Origin of the sequence: Nocardioides ungokensis (assembly GCF_013466985.1) — a bacterium.
In the GTDB taxonomy this organism is placed as follows: Bacteria; Actinomycetota; Actinomycetes; order Propionibacteriales; family Nocardioidaceae; genus Nocardioides; species Nocardioides ungokensis.
On record NZ_CP059164.1, the window covers coordinates 4,448,363 to 4,468,165 of the forward strand.

Annotated in this window: 18 protein-coding genes and 2 pseudogenes; 12 read left to right on the top strand and 8 right to left on the bottom strand. The window is 73.0% G+C overall.

All coding sequences use genetic code 11. From position 1 onward, the window contains the following. Positions 1-54: 54 nt before the first annotated feature. Positions 55-252 (top strand): hypothetical protein, encoded by a 198-nt coding sequence (locus H0S67_RS22070; RefSeq protein ID WP_180934791.1) that lies wholly within the window; start codon positions 55-57, stop codon positions 250-252. 1 nt (position 253) lies between these two features. Here H0S67_RS22070 and H0S67_RS22075 read toward each other — a convergent pair whose 3' ends face one another. From H0S67_RS22075 to H0S67_RS22085, 3 genes are read right to left on the bottom strand one after another with little or no spacing between them, the layout of a single operon-like run. Next, positions 254-1,495 carry an anthranilate synthase component I family protein gene (locus H0S67_RS22075; protein WP_180934792.1) on the bottom strand — a complete coding sequence of 414 codons (1,242 nt, stop codon included), beginning with the start codon at positions 1,493-1,495 and terminating at the stop codon, positions 254-256. Next, positions 1,492-2,073, bottom strand: a complete 582-nt coding sequence (locus H0S67_RS22080; RefSeq protein ID WP_180934793.1) for an anthranilate synthase component II — start codon at positions 2,071-2,073, stop codon at positions 1,492-1,494. The genes H0S67_RS22075 and H0S67_RS22080 overlap by 4 nt, the downstream gene beginning before the upstream one ends. A 9-nt stretch (positions 2,074-2,082) precedes the next feature. After that, positions 2,083-4,002, bottom strand: coding sequence for an anthranilate synthase family protein (locus H0S67_RS22085; RefSeq protein WP_180934794.1), 1,920 nt, complete (start codon positions 4,000-4,002; stop codon positions 2,083-2,085). 85 nt (positions 4,003-4,087) lie between these two features. On the opposite strand from H0S67_RS22085, the gene H0S67_RS22090 reads away from it, so the two are divergent. Beyond that, a complete protein-coding gene (locus H0S67_RS22090; RefSeq protein WP_180934795.1) occupies positions 4,088-4,651 on the top strand; it encodes a dihydrofolate reductase family protein in 564 nt (187 codons plus the stop codon). On the opposite strand, the gene H0S67_RS22095 is transcribed toward H0S67_RS22090, so the two are convergent. The 4 genes from H0S67_RS22095 to H0S67_RS22110 form a co-directional block, all read right to left on the bottom strand. Then, complete coding sequence (locus tag H0S67_RS22095; protein WP_180934796.1) at positions 4,644-6,836, bottom strand: HelD family protein; 2,193 nt, start codon at positions 6,834-6,836, stop codon at positions 4,644-4,646. The genes H0S67_RS22090 and H0S67_RS22095 overlap by 8 nt on opposite strands. A 154-nt stretch (positions 6,837-6,990) precedes the next feature. Continuing rightward, positions 6,991-8,265: a hypothetical protein gene (locus tag H0S67_RS22100; protein ID WP_180934797.1), complete on the bottom strand. Its 1,275-nt coding sequence runs from the start codon at positions 8,263-8,265 to the stop codon at positions 6,991-6,993. Further along, entirely contained in the window at positions 8,262-8,783 is a 522-nt protein-coding gene (locus tag H0S67_RS22105) for a SigE family RNA polymerase sigma factor (RefSeq protein WP_246354961.1), read from the bottom strand. Before H0S67_RS22105 ends, H0S67_RS22100 begins: the two co-directional genes overlap by 4 nt. Before the next feature lie 70 nt (positions 8,784-8,853). Next, entirely contained in the window at positions 8,854-9,615 is a 762-nt protein-coding gene (locus tag H0S67_RS22110; RefSeq protein ID WP_180934799.1) for an enoyl-CoA hydratase-related protein, read from the bottom strand. A gap of 55 nt (positions 9,616-9,670) precedes the next feature. Here H0S67_RS22110 and H0S67_RS22115 point away from each other — a divergent pair, with 55 nt between their 5' ends. Beyond that, positions 9,671-11,215: a molybdopterin-dependent oxidoreductase gene (locus H0S67_RS22115; RefSeq protein ID WP_246354962.1), complete on the top strand. Its 1,545-nt coding sequence runs from the start codon at positions 9,671-9,673 to the stop codon at positions 11,213-11,215. Here H0S67_RS22115 and H0S67_RS22120 read toward each other — a convergent pair. Continuing rightward, a complete protein-coding gene (locus H0S67_RS22120) occupies positions 11,206-11,556 on the bottom strand; it encodes a GYD domain-containing protein (protein WP_180934800.1) in 351 nt (116 codons plus the stop codon). The genes H0S67_RS22115 and H0S67_RS22120 overlap by 10 nt on opposite strands. A gap of 357 nt (positions 11,557-11,913) precedes the next feature. Here H0S67_RS22120 and H0S67_RS22125 point away from each other — a divergent pair, with 357 nt between their 5' ends. From H0S67_RS22125 to H0S67_RS22160, 9 genes and pseudogenes are all read left to right on the top strand, one after another. Then, a complete protein-coding gene (locus H0S67_RS22125; protein ID WP_246354963.1) occupies positions 11,914-12,417 on the top strand; it encodes a fasciclin domain-containing protein in 504 nt (167 codons plus the stop codon). A gap of 39 nt (positions 12,418-12,456) precedes the next feature. After that, entirely contained in the window at positions 12,457-13,062 is a 606-nt protein-coding gene (sigK, locus tag H0S67_RS22130) for an ECF RNA polymerase sigma factor SigK (RefSeq protein ID WP_180934801.1), read from the top strand. Then, positions 13,059-13,139 (top strand): annotated as a pseudogene (locus H0S67_RS28545) (hypothetical protein); the annotation flags it as partial. The gene sigK and the pseudogene H0S67_RS28545, both read left to right, overlap by 4 nt. Positions 13,140-13,270: 131 nt before the next feature. Then, entirely contained in the window at positions 13,271-13,804 is a 534-nt protein-coding gene (locus H0S67_RS26235; protein WP_246354964.1) for an anti-sigma factor, read from the top strand. Next, on the top strand, positions 13,804-15,795 hold the full coding sequence (locus tag H0S67_RS22140) for an FAD-dependent oxidoreductase (RefSeq protein WP_180934802.1): 1,992 nt from the start codon (positions 13,804-13,806) through the stop codon (positions 15,793-15,795). Before H0S67_RS26235 ends, H0S67_RS22140 begins: the two co-directional genes overlap by 1 nt. Before the next feature lie 2 nt (positions 15,796-15,797). Then, a complete protein-coding gene (locus H0S67_RS22145) occupies positions 15,798-17,102 on the top strand; it encodes an SAM-dependent methyltransferase (RefSeq protein ID WP_180934803.1) in 1,305 nt (434 codons plus the stop codon). 398 nt (positions 17,103-17,500) lie between these two features. Then, positions 17,501-18,416, top strand: a pseudogene (locus H0S67_RS22150) (class I SAM-dependent methyltransferase). A 1-nt stretch (position 18,417) separates the two neighbouring features. Beyond that, positions 18,418-19,203: a DUF1295 domain-containing protein gene (locus H0S67_RS22155; protein ID WP_246354965.1), complete on the top strand. Its 786-nt coding sequence runs from the start codon at positions 18,418-18,420 to the stop codon at positions 19,201-19,203. Positions 19,204-19,234: 31 nt separating this feature from the next. Beyond that, positions 19,235-19,795 (top strand): protein-L-isoaspartate O-methyltransferase family protein, encoded by a 561-nt coding sequence (locus tag H0S67_RS22160; RefSeq protein ID WP_180934804.1) that lies wholly within the window; start codon positions 19,235-19,237, stop codon positions 19,793-19,795. Positions 19,796-19,803: the final 8 nt, after the last annotated feature.

Below are 19,803 nucleotides of genomic sequence, written 5' to 3' on the forward strand. Positions count from 1 at the left end.
CTGCCGTCCTGTCCCGGAGGAGCATCCGAAGAGGGGTGAGGCAGGGAGGCAGGCATGTACTGGTTCATCATCCTGGCCGCGATCCTGGTTGCCACGGCAGTCGTGTGGTGGTGGCTTGGACGTCGGCGCAGCGGCACGCCGACCGACCCGACCTACCGGCACGAGGGGCCGAACGACATCCGCGGACGCGTCGAGCACCAGGCCTTCATGGGGGACAGGCTCCGCAACCGTTACCGGTCCGACGGACACTGACCTACCCGTCGAAGACCCGCAGCAACCGTTCCGCCTTCCACCGCGACTCGGCGTACTCCTCGGCGAGGTCGGAGCGGACCGTGATGCCGCCGCCGGTGCCGAGGGTCCAGGTGCCGTCGCCGGCGGTGGTCAGCGAACGGATCACCACACCGAGGTCCGCGCGACCGTCGGCAGCGATCCAGCCGAAGGCGCCGGCGTACGGGCCGCGCGGGGTCGACTCGACGTCGTCGATCACCGACATCGTGCGCAGCTTGGGAGCGCCGGTCATCGACCCGGCCGGGAACAGGGCGTGCAGGGCACGCACCGTCGTGACGTCGTCGCGCAGCCGGCCGCGCACCGTCGAGACCAGCTGGTGCACCGTCTCGTAGGACTCCACCCCCATCAGCACCGGCACCTCGACCGAGCCGGGCTCGCACACCATCGACAGGTCGTTGCGGAGCAGGTCGAGGATCATCAGGTTCTCGCTGCGGAACTTCGGCTCCGTGCGCAGCCGCTCCCTCAGCGCCTCGTCCTCCCCCGACGTCGCGCCGCGCGGCGTCGTGCCCTTGATCGGCTTGGTCTCCAGGTGCCGGTCGGCGGTCACCAGTGCGTACCGCTCCGGGGAGGAGCTCAGCAGCCAGGCGCGGTGTCCGGGCAGGTCGTGCTGGAGGAAGCCGGCGTACGGCGCGGGGTTGAGCTCGCGCAGCCGGAGGTACGCCGACACCGGGTCCAGGTCGCTCTGCCGGGCCAGCCGGTAGGTCAGGTTGACCTCGTAGGTGTTGCCCGCGTGCAGCTCCTCCTGGACCCGGGCGAACGCCTCGGCGTAGGAGTCGGGCACCTCCGCGACGGGAGGCAGCCCGACGGCCGGACGGGACTCCCGGTCCACGAGCCCGTGGTCGAACAGCCTGACCTGGCTGGGCCGCATCCACACCGCGTCGGGCAGGCCGCCGGGGTCGCTGGCCGCGGGCAGGTCCGGGCGCGCGGCGTAGCCGAGGTAGCCGAACCACTGGTCACCGGCATCGCCCGCCGCGATCTCGCGCTCGAGGACGGCGAAGACGTCGTCACCCACGACCTCCGTCCGGCCACCGGCGTGCCGGCGCACCTCGCGCCGCGAGGCGTCGTAGGTCAGCGACACGTCGTCGGGCTCCAGCCAGCCGACCAGCGACCGCCGGCCCGACCACTCGCGGGCCCCGCCCCCGTCCAGCCAGAAGCAGCGCGGGTGGGTCGACGCGACCTCGCGGAACCAGCCGACCGGGTCGCTCACGACAGCTCCAGGAAGTTCGCGACCAGGGCCGCACCGTGCGCCGAGAGGACCGACTCGGGGTGGAACTGCACGCCCTCGAGCGGCAACGACCGGTGCCGCACCCCCATCACCACGTCCGCGCCGTCCTCGCCGACGCAGCGGGCCGAGACCTCCAGGCTCTCGGGCACCACCACCGCGGCCAGCGAGTGGTAGCGCACCACCTCGAAGCCCTGCGGCAGCCCGCGGAAGACGCCGCGGCCGTCGTGCTGGACCGCTGCCACCTCGCCGTGGGCGGGCAGCACCCGGTCCACGGTGCCGCCGTACGACGTCACCAGGCCCTGCATGCCCAGGCAGACACCCAGCACCGGACGGGTGGCGGCCAGCAGCACCTCGCGGCCGACCGCGAAGTCGGCGGTCACGGCGGGATGCCCCGGCCCCGGCGACAGCACGACGTGCGAGTGCCGCAGGACCTCGTCGGCGGACACCTCGTCGTGCTGCACGACGGTCGGCAGCACACCGGTCACGGCGGCGACGAGGTGGACGAGGTTCCAGGTGTAGGAGTCGTGGTGGTCCACGACGACCACGTCCGGTGCGACCACCGGCCCAACCTAGCGGTCGAGAAGCAGGTCGCTCACCAGGTCGTGGACCAGGTCGTAGCCGTTCTCGGTCAGGATCGACTCCGCGTGGAACTGGATGCCGCGGTAGTGCGGCCCGCGCACGAGGTGCACGTCGCCGGACTCGGGGTCGGCCTCGACCGAGACGCCCTCCGGGAGGCCGGCCGTCGTGGCCGCGTCCACGGCGACCCGTCCGACGAAGGTGTTGTAGAACCCCACCCGCTCGGTACGGCCGTCGATCGAGACCGGCGACTGGGTGCCCTGGAAGACGATGTCCTTGTAGGCGAGCGGGATCCCGAGCTGGTGGCACAGCGCCTGGTGTCCCAGGCAGACCGCCAGGAACGGCCGGCCCTGCTCCAGCAGGCGCGCCACGGCCGCGCGCAGCCGGGCCATCTTGGGGTCGTCGCCGTCGCGTGGGTCACCGGGACCCGGCCCGACGATGACGAGGTCGAAGCCGTCCAGGGCTCCCTCGACGTACTCCTCGTGCCGGACGACGGTGCTGGTCATCCCGAGCACGCCGAGCAGGTGGCGCAGCATGTTCACGAAGTCGTCCTCGCCGTCGAGGATCACCGCCGACCTGCCCGCCAGCCTGGGGTCGGGAGCCGAGCCACCCTGGTCGGTCAGCCAGAACCTCGACAGCCGGCGGTTGCGCGCGTTGAGCGCCAGCAGCACGTCCTCGTCGCTGACCAGCTCGGCCACGTTCGCACCGGGAGCCGGCGCGGGCGGCACCAGCCCGAAGGCGCTGAGGATCCCCCCGGCCTTGGCGTGCGTCTCGGCGACCTCGTACGCCGGGTCGGAGTCGCGCACCAGCGTCGCGCCGGCCGTCACGGTGAGGTTGCCGTCGAGGTCGACGTCCGCGGTGCGGATCACGATCGGGCTGTCGACGACCGGCCCACCGACCGGGTCGCGGCCCAGGACGGCCAGCGCGGCGCCGTAGTAGCCACGCCCCTCGGACTCGTACTGGGTGATCAGCCGGCAGGCGTTCTCGACCGGCGACCCGGTCACGGTGGCGGCGTACATCGTGTCGCGCAGGACCTCGCGGGGGTCGCGGCTGGTGCGGCCGGCGAGGAGGTACTCGGTGTGGACGAGGCGGCTCATCGGCTTGAGGAACGGGCCGAGCACCTGGCCGCCCTCGTTGCAGATGTCGCACATCATCTTCAGCTCCTCGTCGACGACCATGAAGAGCTCGTAGATCTCCTTCTCGTCGTGGAGGAAGTCGAGGAGCTGAGCCTTCACGTCGCCGTCGCGGGGGATCCGGAAGGTGCCGCTGATCGGGTTCATCCGCACGTCGCCGCCGTGGATGGACACGTGCCGCTCGGGGCTGGCGCCGATGAGGTACCGGTCCCCGGTGAAGAACACGAAGGTCCAGTACGCGCCGCGCTCGCGCTCGAGCAGCCGGCGGAAGACGGTGAGCGCCTTGTCGCGGCCCCAGTCGGCGACCGTGGCGCGGTAGTGGCGCCCGATCACCAGGTTGGCGCCCTCGCCCTGGCCGATCTCGTCCTCGATGATCGACCCGACGAGCTTGCCGTAGTCGTGGTCGTCGATGTCGAAGCCGCCGCGGTCGGCGAACTCGATCCCGGTGTCGTCGATCGCCTCGATCACCTCGGCGACGGAGAACTCCCGCTCGGTCTCGACGTCGACCACCACCAGCGGGGTGCCGTCGTCGTGCGCCTCGAAGCCGCGCTCGCGCACCTGGCGGAACGGGATCCCCACCAGGCGGTCGGCGATGTGCCCGTCATCGGGCACGCCCTGCTCCAGCGGGACGTCGAGGATCGACTCGACGACGTGCCTCCGGCCGCCCACGAGGCCGACCGTGTCGCGGTCGCCCGCCCGGGTCGAGCGGCGGATGATCGCCCACGCCTCGTGCCCCTGGAGCGCCTCGATCGCGGCCCGGGCATCGGTCGTGGAGGACATGCGCGAAGCCTAGTGCGATGAGTCCGGGCCGCCCGCACGGTCCAACCCGTGACAGCCCGTGGACAGGCCGAGGAGAGGTGGAGAGATGCGCAGGGTCGTGGCCTACATGCTGGTGTCGCTCGACGGGGTGGCCCAGGACCCCGACGAGTTCGTGCTCGACTGGGACGAGGCGATGGACGCCGACCTCGCCGACGTCATCGGGTCCCAGACCACGGTCCTGCTCGGCCGCGGGATGCACGACGAGTGGGCCCGGTTCTGGCCGAGCTCCGACATCCAGCCCTTCGCGGACTTCATCAACTCGGTCGAGAAGCTCGTCGCGACGTCGTCGGCCCTGCCGGGTACGTGGCCCCACGCGCACGCCATCGAGGGCGACGTCCTCTCCGCCGTCGAGGCGCTCCGTGACGGGGAGGGCGGCGACATCGGTCTCCACGGCAGCCTGACCCTCACCGCCTCGCTGCTGGCCGCCGGGCTCGTCGACGACCTCCGGCTCGTCGTCGCGCCACGGGTCGCCGGCGCGGGGCGACGGCTGGTCCCCGAGGGCACCCCGCCGTTCTCCCTCGAGCTCGTGTCGAGCGCCGCCACCCCGTCGGGGTCGCTGCTGGTCCACTACCGCGTCGCCAGGCACGCGACCGGGAGCAGCGTCAGCTGATCGTGGTCAGCAGCTGCGTCGCGCGGGTGAGCACGACGTAGAGCGTGGCCCGGCCGGTGGCCGACTCGTCCTCGATCTCCTGCGGCCGGACGACCACGATGCCGTCGAACTCCAGGCCCTTGGTGTCGAGGCCGGTGAGCACCACGATCCGGTCCTCGCCGGACGGCGTGACCGAGGAGTCGACCGCGGCGCGGGCGCCCGAGGCGTCCTGGGCGAACTCCGGCCACGACGCCAGCCAGGCGTTGACCTCCGAGCGCCGGGCGACGGGCACCACGATGCCGACGGTCCCCCCGACCTGGCCCGCGACCTCCGCGACCGCCGCGCGGGTGGTGCTCTCGAGGTCGGCGACCCCGGTGAGCACGACCGGCTCCACGCCGGTGGAGCGCACCGCGGTGGGCAGGTCGGCGTCGAGGCCCACCCGCTCGGCGTACGCCGCGGCGTGGGCGTAGATCTCCGAGGAGTTGCGGTAGTTGGTCGAGAGGTGGAACTCGTGGACGTCCTTGCCCTCGGTCGCGGCGGCCCGCGCGGCGGCGGACTCGGCGGGCACGGGCCAGGACGACTGCGCGGGGTCCCCGACGATCGTCCACGACGCGGTGCGTCCGCGGCGGCCGACCATCCGCCACTGCATCGGCGTGAGGTCCTGCGCCTCGTCGACGAGCACGTGGGCGAAGCCGTCGTCCTCGATGCGGTGGGTCGGCGGCGTCCAGGCGCGCCCCGTGGGGGCGTACTCCCGGTCGGCCGCCGTCAGCAGCTCCTGCATGTCGACGCCGCCCTCGAGCAGCGAGGAGTCGTCGAGGTCGCGCTCGTCCTCGGTCTTGGCGGGCACGTCGCCGAGCGCGTAGCGCAGCTCGTCGAGCAGCGGCACGTCCTCGACCGAGAGGGAGCCGTCACCGCTCCACGACTTGGACAGCAGCCGCTGCTCCTCGGCGCTCACGACACCGTCGCCGACGCGGGAGAGGAACTCCGGCTCGCGCAGCCACGACAGCACCTGCGGGGCGTCGAGCGGCGGCCACCAGGCCACGGCGAAGTCGACGAACGGCTGGTGGGACAGCATCTCGTCGTTGAAGGCCTCGCGCCCGCGTTCGCGGCCGCGCTCGCCGCGCACCTGGCGCCACATCGCGTCGAGCAGGGTGTGGGCGACCCGTGGCAACTGGCGGTTGCGCCGGCCCTGCGACATCAGCTGGCGGCGCAGCCGGCCGAGCAGGCCGCGGTCGAGCACGATCGTGTCGTCGCGCCAGAACACCCGGAACTCCTGGGGGCTGCCCGGCGCCTGCTGCCGCGCCGTACGCCGCATCAGCTCGGCCATCCGCTCCGAGCCCTTCACGTCGGCGACCGCCGGCTCGTCGTGGCGGGTCGCACGGACGCCGTCGACCACCTCGCCGAGGCTGCGCAGCGCGACCGCGGTCTCGCCGAGGGAGGGCAGCACCCGCTCGATGTAGCGCATGAAGACGCCGCTGGGACCGACGATGAGCACGCCGCCGCCCTCGTAGCGACGCCGGTCGGTGTAGAGCAGGAACGCCGCGCGGTGCAGCGCCACGACCGTCTTGCCGGTGCCGGGACCGCCCGAGATCGCGACCACACCCTTGCCGGGCGCGCGGATCGCCTTGTCCTGCTCGGCCTGGATGGTCGCGACGATCGAGTGCATGGACCGGTCGCGGGCGCGGGACAGCTGAGCCATCAGCGCGCCCTCTCCGATGATCGGCAGGTCCGCCCCCGAACGCTCGAGCTCGTCGGCGTCGAGGAGCTCGTCCTCGACCCCCACGACCGTCGCCCCGGCGCAGCGCAGCACCCGGCGGCGCACGACGCCGTGCGGCTCGGCGGCCGTGGCCTGGTAGAACACCGCGGCCGCGGGGGCCCGCCAGTCGATCAGCAGCGAGTCGCGGTTGTCGTCACGCAGCCCGATCCGGCCGACGTAGCGCGGCTCGGGGTCGAGGTCGGCGGACAGGTCGAGCCGGCCGAAGACCAGCCCCTCGTGCGCGGCGTCGAGCTGCGCGATCCGCTTCGCGGCCTGGAACACCATGGCGTCGCGCTCGACCAGGCCACCCTCGTGGCCCAGCCGGCCACGACCGTGACCCTCCCGCGCCAGCTCCTGGGCAGCCTTCGCCGACGTGGCGAGCTGCACGTAAACCCTGTCCACGAAGGCCTGCTCGCGGGCGACCTCGTTCTCGACGAGCTCTTCAGACAACGACCGATCCCCTCAGACCCTGAAACATCCCCCATGGCCCGTCCGCACCCGCGGACTGGCGAGTCGACAAGCCTACCCGCTCGGTCCGGAGCCGGTGCCGGGAATCCCCCCAACCGGCAACGCGACCTGACGGCCCGACCACTCGGGCACCGGCTCAGTCGGCGCGGACGTACCTCGCCAGGCCGAGCTGGAGATCGTCGCGCAGGCGGTGGCCGCTCGCCCGCAGGCCCACGCTGCCGCCCGTCGCCGGGATCACGGCCTCGGTCGACCCGGAGCCGCCTGCGGAGAACGAGGAGAGCCCCGGCCCACCGTTCTCGAGCGTCCGGACCACGCCCGGGCCGGTGCGGGCGAAGCTCATCTTGACCAGCGTCTCCTGGCCGGGGACGCCGCGCACCTCGAGCTCGCGGTCGCCCGGCGCCCCCGGCTCGGTGTCCACCAGCCGCCAGAGGTGACCGTCGTACTCGGCCGTCGCCGTGACCGGCCACCCCGCCAGGCGGCCCACCGAGGGCGCCGGGGCGTACGCACCCACCGCGATGCGGAGGTCGGGGTCGTCGACGATCCTGCCCTTCTGCCCGTGGGTCACCCACATGCGCACGTGCATCGACCGGGCCTCGGCGGCCTTGGGGTAGCTGGTGACGCCGCCGCTGCCGGCCGGGTCGAAGAGTGAGTCGTCGCACCCACCACCGAAGACCGTCCCGCGACCGTTCACCGTGATGTGGAGCCAGGCGTCCTCGGGGCCTGCCGAGCACAGGTACGACATCGGGAGCGCGCCACCCTCGGTCGACAGGTCGAAGCTGATGTCCGCCTGGCCGGGGTCGCCGATCGCGTCGGCGAGCAGCCGCTGGCCGGCCACGTCGTCGCGGAAGGTGATCCCGTCCTTCGTGTCGCCGGGGGCCGCCTCGGTCAGGTCGTACGTCGCCAGGGCGACCTCACCATCACCGGTGACGGTGATGGTGCCGTCCTGCTGGGGCGGCACGCGCACGAAGTCGCCGAAGTCGTCGGAGGTGACGGCGCGAGGCTTCTCGTCGACGCCCCGCAGCGTGACCTCGTGGTCCGCGCCCGAGGTCGCCCAGCTGACCAGGCGCGGCTCAGGAGAGGGGGCGAGATGGAGCCGGACCTTGCCGTCGCCCTGCTGCCCGTGGGCGAACGTGAACGTGTAGCCGAGCGAGCTCATCGTCCTCGGGGCCACGTGGCCCGCCAGGTGCCGGTCCGCCACCGGTGCCTGCCGCCCACCGTCGAGGGAGAGCGTGAGCGTGAGCACCACGGCACCCACGACGGCAGCCGCGACACCGCCCACGGCACCACGACGTCGATTGCGCGCGACGCGGATCCGTTCGTGGACCGCGACCGGCCGGACGTGGAGGTCGTGGTCGGCGAGCCCGGAGGCGTGGCGGTCCAGGGTGCTGCGCAGGTCGTCGGTGGTGCTCATCGCAGGTCCTCCTTCTCGACGGCCAGCGCCGGGTCGATCCGCAGCTTGGCGAGGGCCTTGCTGGTCTGGCTCTTGACCGTCCCGACCGAGCAGCCCATCAGGCGGGCGGTCTCGGTCTCGGTGAGGTCCTCGAAGTAGCGCAGCACCACCACGGCGCGCTGCCGCTTGGGCAGCCGCTCCATGGCCGTCCACAGGTCGTGGCCGGAGTCGCTGGCGCCGGCGCCGTCACCGGACTGTGTCTCCGGCAGCTCCTCGGTGGCGAGCTCGCCGTTCCAGCGGCGCCGCCACCAGGTCGCATAGGTGTTGACCAGGATCCGGCGTACGTAGGGCTCGGGGTGGCCGTCGATCCGGCCCCACGCGAACCACGCCTTGGTCAGCGCCGTCTGGAGGAGGTCCTCGGCGAGCGCGTGGTCGTGGGTGAGCAGGTACGCCGTGCGGAGCAGCCCGCTGGAGCGCGCCGCCACGAACTCGTCGAAGTCGACGCGGCTCGTCGGCCCGTCCGTCCGTGGATCGGTCACCGGTCCCCCTGCCAGTGCAGTCATACCGGGTCCGACCCGGTGGCCACCGCCGATGGTTGCCCGGTGCCCGCTACTTCTTCCGCGACAGGAAGGCCGTCATCGCCTCGCGGGCGGCGTCGGAGGCGAAGAGCCGGGCGCTGAGCTCGGCCATCTCGTCGCCGTGGGCGTCGATCCGGGCGACCAGGTCGCGGTTGAGGATGCGCTTGGACTCGCGCAGCCCCTGCGGGGCGCCGGTGGCGAGCGACGCGCAGACCCGCTCCACCTCGGCGTCGAGCTCGTCGGCGGCCACCGCCGTCGTGACCAGGCCGTACGCCGCGGCGTCGCGCCCGGTGAACACCTCGCCCCCGAGCGTGGTCAGCGCCGCTGCCCGGGGGTTCATCCGGTGGTGCACGGTCAGCGAGATGATCGCCGCGGCCAGGCCCAGCTTGACCTCGGTGAGCGCGAAGGTGGCCTCCTCGGCCGCGATCGCGATGTCCGAGGCGGCGACGATGCCGATCCCGCCGGCGCGCACGGCACCGTGCAGCCGGGTGACGACGGGCTTGTCCATGGTCGCGATGAGGCGCTGCAGCTCGACGATGCGTCGCGCGCCCTCGTCCATGCCACCGGCGGTGGCCTCGGAGAGGTCGGCCCCCGAGCAGAAGACCCTGCCCTCGGCCCGGATCAGCACGACGCGGACGTCGTCGTCGGCCTCCGCGCGCTCCAGTCCGGCGAACAGCTCGGTCACCAGCCGGCGGGACAGCGCGTTGCGGTTGTGCTGGGAGTCGAGGGTGAGGGTCGCGACGGCGCCGGTCGCGCCGTAGTGGACGAGCTCGGTCTCTGCTGCGTCAGACATGCGCCACATCCTGCCGCACGGCCATCCGGACCGGTCGCCGCTCCGAACACCGGTCATGACGAGACGACTGCTCCATGCCTGGTTCGGCGTGCTCGCGACCATCGTCGGGGTCGCGGCCGGACACCTGGTCGCCTCGCTCACCGAGCCTGCGGCGTCACCCGTGCTGGCGGTCGGCTCCACGGTCATCGACCTGACCCCCACCCCGCTCAAGGAGTGGGCGATCGCCCACTTCGGCACCAACGACAAGACGGTCCTGGTCGGCTCGGTCCTCGTGGGCGTGCTGCTGCTCGCGGCGGTCGCGGGCCTGCTGACCCTGCGTCGCTTCGCCTACGGCGCCGGGCTGCTGGTGGTCCTGGTGGCGGTCGCCGGCGCGGCCGCCCTGAGCCGGCCGACGGCCGGGTTCGCCGACCTGGTGCCCAGCATCGCCGCCGCTGTCACCGGCGTCGCCGCGCTCGCCTGGCTGGTCCGCGCCGCCCCGGACCGGACCCCGGACCGCACCCCGGCCGAGGACCCCGGGACCGGCACCGGCCGCCGCGGCCTCCTCGTCGCGAGCGGCGCCCTCGCGGCGGCCGCCGTGGTGATGGGCGGGGCCGGCCGCTGGATCACCTCCTACCGGACCCGCCCGGAGAACGTCGACCTGCCCGCGGCCGCCGACCCCGCCCCGGTCTTCCCGGCCGGGCTCGACGACAAGGTCCCCGGCATCACGGCGTTCCGGACCCGCAACGGCGACTTCTACCGCGTCGACACCCGGCTCACGCTCCCCATCGTCAGCCTCGGCGGCTGGAGCCTGACGATCGACGGTGACGTCGACCGTGAGGTGAGCTTCAGCTTCGACGACCTCCTGGCCATGGACCTGATCGAGCGCGACATCACGCTCACGTGCGTCTCCAACGACATCGGTGGCAGGTACGTCGGGGCCGCACGCTGGCTCGGCGTACCTCTCAAGGACCTGCTCGACCGGGCCGGCATCGGGAACACCAAGGCCGACCAGATCCTCAGCACCGACGTGGACGGGATGACCATCAGCACCCCGCTCGACCTCGCGACCGACGGCCGCGACGCGATGATCGCCGTCGGCATGAACGGCGAGGCGCTGCCGCAGGAGCACGGCTTCCCCGCCCGCATGGTCGTCCCCGGCCTCTACGGCTTCGTGAGCGCCACCAAGTGGATCACCCGGATGACGCTGACGACCTACGCCGAGAAGGACGCCTACTGGACCCAGCGCGACTGGGCGACGGACGCCCCGATCAAGCTCTCCAGCCGGATCGACACCCCAAGCCGCTGTCCACGATCGACGCCGGCCGCACAGTCATCGGCGGCGTCGCCTGGGCGCAGCACGAGGGGGGCGTGGCGAAGGTCGAGGTCCGCATCGACGGTGGTGGCTGGGAGGAGGCACGGCTCGGCCCTTCGGCGGGCCAGGACTACTGGCGCCAGTGGTACCTGCCGTGGAGCGCCGAGAAGGGCCAGCACACGCTGGCCGTCCGCGCCGTCGACGGCCGCAAGGAGGAGCAGACGGCCGCGCGGGCGACGCCGTTCCCGGACGGCTCCAGCGGCATCCAGTCGATCGTCGTCACGGTCTCCTAGGCACCGCTACGCCTGACGCGCCGGGCTGTCGACCGGCGGCTGGTAGAGCGAGGCCGACTCGTGCGCGCGGGCCATCGCGGAGATGCCCTGGTCGATGGTCAGCAGCGGGGTCGTACGGAACGACTTCACGGCCCCACCCGCGGTCGCGGCGAGCGAGAACGCGGCGGCTCCCTCGGGGGTCGAGAAGTCGGCGATGCCGACCAGGTCGTAGTCGCCGAACGCGTAGAACAGGCTCTCGATGCGTCCGCCGCACGAGTCGACGAGCGGCTCGATCCGGTCGAGCACGTTGGCCTGGTCCCGGACCTGCTTGGCCCAGGACTCGGGGGTGTAGGCGACTTCCAGGAGGTACTGCGCCATGACGGGGCTCCTCGAGCGGTGGGGGTGCGGCCGGGCTCCTGATCGCCCACGGCCGTCCCTGTCGAGCCTTCGCCGGGCCCCGCGCAGCAGCCAGAGGCGAAGTGCCGCGTCCCGTGGGGACCTCTGGGCGAACCGCCCGTCGAGGAAAATTCGGGATCGGACCAAATCCGCCCGCTGCCCGGCGGCGAACACCTCCCGTAAGCCACACAATCGGAAGGTCACCCTCATGAAGCGCACCAACGCCCGCCGCGCCGCCGGAATCGCCGCCCTGGCCCTCACCGTTCCGTTCGGCCTCGCGGCCTGCGGCAGTGACGACTCGAGCAACGCGGCCACCGACACGGGCTCGAAGTCCCGAGCATGGCGAAGAGCTCGGACTCCTCGATGGACGCCGGCGCCCAGACCTTCGGTCCTGGCTGCTCGGCCATCCCGAGCTCGGGTGGCGGCTCGTTCAACGGCATGGCCACCGCCCCGGTCGCCTCGGCCGCCAGCGCCAACCCGCTGCTGAAGACCCTGGTCGCCGCGGTGACCAAGGCCGGCCTCGTCGACACCCTGAACTCCGCCGACGCGCTCACCGTGTTCGCGCCGACCGACGACGCGTTCGCCAAGATCCCGTCCAAGGACCTCAACGCGGTCCTCAAGGACAAGGCCACGCTGACCAAGATCCTGACCCACCACGTGATCGCCGGCCAGCTCAGCCCCGACCAGATCGACGGCACCCACGACACGCTCGCCAAGGACCAGGTCACGGTCAAGGGCGACACGAGCGGCATGACCGTGGACGGCGCCAAGGTCCTGTGCGGCAACATCCCGACGGCCAACGCGACGGTGTACGTCATCGACTCCGTCCTGATGCCCTCCTGACCGGTTTACCTTTCAGGTGAGTGCGCAAGGATCATCACTGTGGACCAGATCCGGCCCGTGAGCCCCGGCGCCTCCTCCTCGGAGGGGGCACCGGGGGCTCCCGCGCTCGGCGAGCTGCTCAGGCTCTCGAGTCGCGGAGACCAGGGCGCCTTCGCCGCGTTGTACGACGCGACCTCCCGCCGCGCCTACGGGCTCGCCCTGCGGGTGGTGCGTGACCCGGCCCAGGCCGAGGAGGTCACCCAGGAGGCCTACCTCGACATCTGGCGGACCGCCTCGCGGTTCGACCCGGACCGCGGGAGCGCCCTGTCCTGGGTGCTGACGATCGTGCACCGCAAGGCGGTCGACCGGGTCCGGTCGGCCGAGGCCGCGTCCCGACGGGACGTGACCTACCACCAGGAGAACCAGCCGGTCGATCACGACTCCACGGCCGAGGCCGCCGAGGCCTCGCTCGAGGCGCGCCGGGTCCGGGGGGCGCTGCAGAACCTCACCGAGGTGCAGCGTGAGGCCCTGGAGCTGGCCTACTTCGGGGGGTACTCACACACGGAGGTGGCGACGATGCTGGACCTGCCGCTCGGCACCGCCAAGACCCGGATCCGGGACGGATTGATCAGACTACGAGACGCGATGGGAGTGGGAGCGGCATGACCAGCGACATCCACGCGCTGTCCGGCGCCTACGCCATCGATGCCCTCGACGACATCGAGCGGGCCCGGTTCGAGCGCCACCTCGCCGAGTGCGGCGAGTGCCGGGCCGAGGTCGACAGCCTCCGCGAGGCCGCCGGCCTGCTCCCGAGACGACCACCGCCGAGCCTCCGGGCGCCCTGCGCGACCGCATCCTCGCCGAAGTCGCCACCGTGCGGCCCCTCCCCCCGATCGTTCGCGCGGCCGACAGCGAGCCGTCTGCGGAGCCCGGTGGCTCCCGCAGCCGGCGCCGCTGGCTCGCGCCGCTGGTCGCCGCGGCGGCCGTCGTGGCCGTCCTCGGCGCCGGTGGCGTCGCGTGGCACCCGTGGACCGACGAGTCCGGCCAGGGTCCGGTCACCAGCGCGGCCGACCGGGTCCGCAACGCGCCCGACGCGGTGACGGTGACCCGCAAGGTCGACGGGGGCGAGGCGACGATCATCGCCTCCAGGTCGTTGAACCAGCTCGTCGTGAGCACCGAGGGCCTGCCCCCGCTGCCCGCCGGGAAGGTCTACGAGATGTGGCTCAATGACGCCGACAAGGGCATGGTGCCGGTCCCCGGCGGCCTGATGACCGCCGCCGACTCCACCGTCGTCCTCGACGGGAACGTCTCGCACGCCACCGGCGCCGGGATCACCGTCGAGCCCGCCGGCGGCTCCAAGGTCCCCACCTCCGATCCTGTCGCCCTCTTCAACCTCGAGAACGCCTGATGCGGACCACTGCTCCCCGCCGGGTCGCCGTCATCGGATCCGGGGTCGCCGGCCTGACCGCTGCCCACGTCGCGGCACGGGCCGCCCACGTGACCCTCTACGAGGCCGACGAGCGGCTCGGCGGGCACGCCGACACGCACCTCGTCGACGGCGCGGACGGCCCGCTCGCGATCGACACCGGCTTCATCGTCCACAACGAGCGCACCTACCCGACCCTGCTGCGCCTCTTCGCCGAGCTCGGCGTCGAGACCCAGGACTCCGACATGTCGATGTCGATCCGCGACGACGACTCCGGTCTGGAGTGGGCCGGAGCGCTCGGCCGCCGCGGTATTTTCCCGACCCGCGACAACCTGTCCCGGCCGGCCTACCTGCGGATGCTCACCGAGATCCCGCGCTTCCACCGGCGCGCCCGCCGTCTGCTGGCGACCGACGGGGAGGACGTGACGCTGCGGGAGTTCCTGCACGCGGGCGGATTCACGGCGTACTTCACCCGCCACTTCATGGAGCCCGTGGTCGCGGCCGTCTGGTCGTGCGACCCGGGGCTGGCGCTCGACTACCCGGCGCGCTACCTCTTCGCGTTCCTCCAGCACCACGGCATGCTGCAGGTCTTCGGCTCGCCGCAGTGGCGCACGGTCACCGGCGGCTCGCGGACCTACGTCGAGCGCGTCGCGGCCGGGCTGCAGGAGGTCCGCACCGGCACCAAGGTCACCTCGGTCCTCGAGACCCCGACCGGGGTCGAGGTCACCGACGGCAACGGCGAGGTGGCGACGTACGACGCGGTCGTGGTCGCCACGCACCCGGGCCACGCGCTGGCGATGCTGGCCGAGCCGACCGGCGAGCAGCGCGAGGTCCTCGGCGCGATGCCGTACTCGGCCAACACCGCGCTGCTGCACACGGACACCTCGCTGATGCCGCGCGCCCGCAACGCCTGGGCGTCGTGGAACTTCCTGCGCCCCCGCGAGGCCCTCGGCCACGTGACGGTCACCTACGACCTGACCCGCCTGCAGCGGCTCGGCACCGACACCCGCTACCTCGTCACGCTCGGTGGCGAGCACCTCGTCGACCCCGCCACCGTGCTGGACCGGATGGAGTACGAGCACCCGCTCTACACCCCCGAGTCGGTCGCCGCCCAGCGCCGGCTGCCCGGGATCGGCACCGACCGGCTCGCCTTCGCCGGCGCCTACCACGGCTGGGGCTTCCACGAGGACGGCGCGCGCTCCGGCGTCGAGGCGGCCGAGCGGCTCGGTCTCACGTGGGCCGACGCCCCGGCGGCTCGTGCGACCACCGGCGTGTACGCGACGACGATCCGGCACACCCGGCGCACGCCGTTCCGGCGCACCTTCGAGCACAAGTCGCACACCTGGCTCGTCGACCTCGACGAGCTGCCCGACCACGGGCTGCTGGCCAGGTTCGAGGGACGCGACCACCTCGGCGACCCGGGCCGCTCGATCCGCGCCAACCTCGACGCCTTCCTGGCCGACCACGGGCTCGCGGCCGAGCGGGTGCTGATGGCGGCGCACCCGCGCGCCTTCGGCCACTGCTTCAACCCGATCAGCGTGTTCTGGTGCTTCGCCGCCGACGGCGACCTCGCCGCCACCGTGGTCGAGGTGCACAACACCTACGGCGACCGGCACGCCTACCTGGTGCACCCCGACGAGCGGGGCCGCGCAACCACGGAGAAGGCGATGTACGTCTCGCCCTTCCACGGCACCGACGGCACCTACGACCTCACCGTCCCCGTCCCGGACGAGCGCCTGCACGTCGCCGTCGCGCTGCGCACCGACGACGGCGCGGTCTTCACCGCGTCCCTCACCGGCCTGCGCACCGGCACCGGGCGCCGCGGCACCCGGGTCCAGGCCCGGACCCAGGCGCTGCGCGCCGCCCCCGCCGCCCTGCGCGGCTCGTTCCTCATCCGCGCCCACGGCATCTGGCTGTGGGCGCGCCGACTGCCGGTGCAGCCACGGCCGCACCACCACCAGGAAGGTGTCTGAGCATGACCCTGACCCCGACCCGCCTCGAGGCCGCCACCTGGCCGGACCTCGCGACCGTCCCGACGGGTCCGCGTGCCGCCGTCTCCGCGAAGGTCGCCCGGCAGCTCTTCATCTCCGCGGTACGCCGCCTCCCCGTGACCGTGGTACTGGTGACCGGCTCGACCACGGGCGACCCCTCCGACGGCCACACCGCGGCGTACGGGCGCGGCGGCCCGGTGATGACCGTGCACCGCCCCGACGAGTTCTTCGCCCGGGTGGGACGCCAGGGCCTGATCGGCTTCGGCGAGTCCTACCTGACCGGCGCCTGGGACGCCGAGGACCTGTCGGGCTTCCTCACCGTGCTGGCCGCCGAGATCCAGCACCTGGTCCCCGACGCGCTGCAGCGGCTGCGCGCGGTCGTCGTCCCCCGGACGCCGAGGCGGCACCGCAACACCCAGCGCAACACCCGCGGCAACATCGCCCACCACTACGACCTGTCCAACGACCTCTTCCAGCTGTTCCTGGACCCGGGGCTGAGCTACTCCTCGGCGCTCTTCCCCACCGGGAGCGACGGTGGGATCGACGGCGGGATCGACGGGCAGGCGGACCTGCGCGAGGCCCAGACCCGCAAGATCGAGCGGCTGCTCGACCAGGCCGACGTCGGTGAGGGGACGCGCGTGCTGGAGATCGGCTCCGGCTGGGGCGAGCTCGCCATCCACGCCGCCCGACGCGGCGCCCGGGTGCACACGATCACGTTGTCGAGCGAGCAGAAGGCGCTCGCCGACGAGCGGATCGCCGCGGCCGGGCTCAGCCACCTCGTCGAGGTCGAGCTCTGCGACTACCGCGAGGTGACGGGGAGCTACGACGCAGTCCTCTCGGTCGAGATGATCGAGGCGGTCGGCCACCAGTACTGGTCGACATACTTCGAGACGATCGACCGGGTGCTCGCGCCCGGCGGCAAGGTCGCGATCCAGGCGATCACGATGCCGCACGACCGGATGCTGGCGACCCGCAACACCTACACGTGGATCAACAAGTACATCTTCCCGGGCGGCTTCCTGCCCTCGGTCGAGGTGATCGACCAGATCACCCGCCGCCGCACCGGCCTGCGGATCACCGACCGGCTCTCGATGGGCGCCCACTACGCCGAGACGCTGCGGCGTTGGGACGACGCGTTCCTCGCGGCCTCCGAGCAGGTGCGCGCGCTCGGCTTCGACGAGACGTTCCGCCGGATGTGGCACTTCTACCTGGAGTACTCCCGTGCCGGCTTCGCCTCCGGCTACATCGACGTCAACCAGCTGACCTTCGCCCGACCGGAGGACCTGTGACCAGCACCGTCTCGACAGACCCGAGCACCCACGGCGGCACCCCCACCACCGACGGGGTGGCCGACCGTCTGGCGGAGGCCCTGCGCCCCTTCGTGGGCGGCGACCTGCCGGTGCGGCTGCGGGCCTGGGACGGCTCCGAGGCCGGCCCGGCGGGTGCGCCGGTGGTCGAGCTGCGCTCGCCCGACGCCGTACGCCGGCTGCTGTGGCACCCGGGGGAGCTCGGCGCCGCCCAGGCCTACGTCACCGGTGAGCTCGAGGTGCCGCGGGAGGACGAATGGGACCTCGACTCCGCCCTGACCCATGCGTTCTCGGTCGCCCGCGAGCGGGGACTGGCGGGGTCCCGACCCTCGGCGGCTGCGCTCGCGCAGGCGCTGCGCACGGCCCTCGGGCTCGGGCTGGTGGGCAGGCCGCCCGCTCCCCCGGCCTCCCAGGCCCGGATCCGGGGCCGCCTCCACAGCGCGCTGCGTGACCGGCGGGCGATCAGCCACCACTACGACCTCTCCAACGAGTTCTACTCGCTGATCCTCGAGGAGTCGATGGCCTACTCCTGCGGCTACCACGAGTCGCCGGACGTGAGCCTGGAGCAGGCCCAGCGGGCCAAGCTCGACCTGGTTGCCGCAAGCTCGACCTCGGACCCGGCCGGACCCTGCTCGACGTGGGCTGCGGCTGGGGCTCGCTGTCGCTGCACGCGCCCAGCACTTCGGAGCGCAGGTCACCGGCGTGACGATCGCGGCCGAGCAGAAGAAGTTCATCGACGCCCGCATCGCCGAGCGCGGCCTGGGCGACCGGGTGGAGATCCGGCTGCAGGACTACCGCGAGGTCCCCGAGCGCGACCACTTCGACGCGGTCGGCTCGATCGAGATGGGCGAGCACGTCGGCGAGAGGAACTACCCGACGTACGCCGAGGTGCTGCGCCGCTCGGTGCGCCCCGGGGGACGGGTGCTGGTCCAGCAGATGTCCCGCACCGGCAAGTGGCCCGGCGGTGGCCCGTTCATCGAGTCGTTCATCGCGCCGGACATGTACATGCGGCCCGTCGGCGAGACCGTCGCGCACCTGGAGCGCGGGGGGCTCGAGGTGCGCGACGTCCACGCCCTGCGCGAGCACTACGTGCTGACGGTGGCGGGCTGGCTCGAGCGCTTCGAGGCCAACCTCGGCCGGCTCACCGACCTCGTGGGCGAGGAGGTCGTCCGCGTCTGGCGCCTCTACCTCGTCGGCGGGGCGATGGCCTTCCGCGACGGCCGGATGGGCGTGGACCAGATCCTGATGGTGCGGCCCGGCAGGCCGCACGACCTGCCGCCCGTCCGGGGCTGGTGACGTGCTGACGGTCCTCGCGGTCGGGCTGCTGACCGCTGCGGTCGTGATGACCGTGACCGCGCTCATCGCCCGGGCGATCGGTCGGGTGGCGGTCGTGGACGTCGCCTGGGGACTCGGCTTCGTCGCGATCGCCGTCATCACCGCGCTCGTCGGCGACGGGGACGCGACCCGGCGGTGGCTGCTGCCGGTGCTGGTGGCGACGTGGGGTCTCCGTCTCGCCTGGCACATCCGCCGCCGGGCCGTGGGGGCCGGTGAGGACCCGCGTTACGAGCAGCTCCTGGGCGGCCCGGTCCGCGAGGTCGGCTTCGGGGTCGCAGTCCGCAAGGTGTTCGTGGTCCAGGGCGCGGCGATGTGGTTCATCTCCCTGCCCGTGCAGGTGGCCGCCGCCCGGCAGGTGTCCTGGTGGCCGGTCGTGGTGGCCGGCTGCGTCCTGTGGCTGGTCGGGGTCGTCTTCGAGGCCACCGGCGACGCGCAGCTCGCGGCGTACAAGAAGGACCCCGACCGCGGCCCGGTCATGGACCGCGGGCTGTGGGGCTGGACCCGCCACCCCAACTACTTCGGCGACGCCTGCGTGTGGTGGGGGCTGTGGCTCGCGGGCGGGCTCGCCTCCGGGTGGCTGCCGGGCCTGCTGACCGTGCTCGCGCCGGTGGCGATGACCTGGTTCCTGGTCTTCGCGACCGGGGCCCGCCTGCTCGAGCGCACGATGATGAAGCGGCCCGGCTACCCCGAGTACGCCGCCCGCACCTCGATGTTCTTCCCGCTGCCGCCGAAGCGGGGCCGGGCCTGATCCACGCCGGCTCCGCGCTTCAATGGGGTGCATGGACCCCGTCGACGAGGCGTTCCGGGTGGTTCCCCGCACCGGTTTCCTGCCGGCGGGGCTGCGCGGCCGGGCCGGCTTCGACGGCCCGCTCGACATCGGGCACGGCCAGACCAACTCCCAGCCGCGGACGGTGCGGGACATGCTGCGCCTGCTCGAGGTGCGCCCCGGCCAGCGCGTCCTCGACGTCGGGTCGGGATCGGGCTGGACGACCGCGCTGCTCGCGCACCTGACCGGCCCCGGAGGCGAGGTCGTCGGGGTCGAGCTCGAGCCGGGCCTCGTGGAGTTCGGTGCGGCCAACCTCGCCCGGACCGGCCAGCCCTGGGCGCGGATCGTGGCCGCCGAGCCGGGGGTGCTCGGCGTGCCGGGCCACGCGCCGTACGACCGGATCCTGGTCTCGGCGGCGGCGCGAAGGCTACCGGCCCAGCTGCTCGACCAGCTCGCGCCGGAGGGCCGGCTGGTGATCCCCGTGGCCGGCTGGATGGTGCTGCTCGTGACCGATGCGGAGGGCCGGGTCGACACCTCACGGCACGGGAGCTACCGGTTCGTACCGCTGCGGTGACGCGTGGG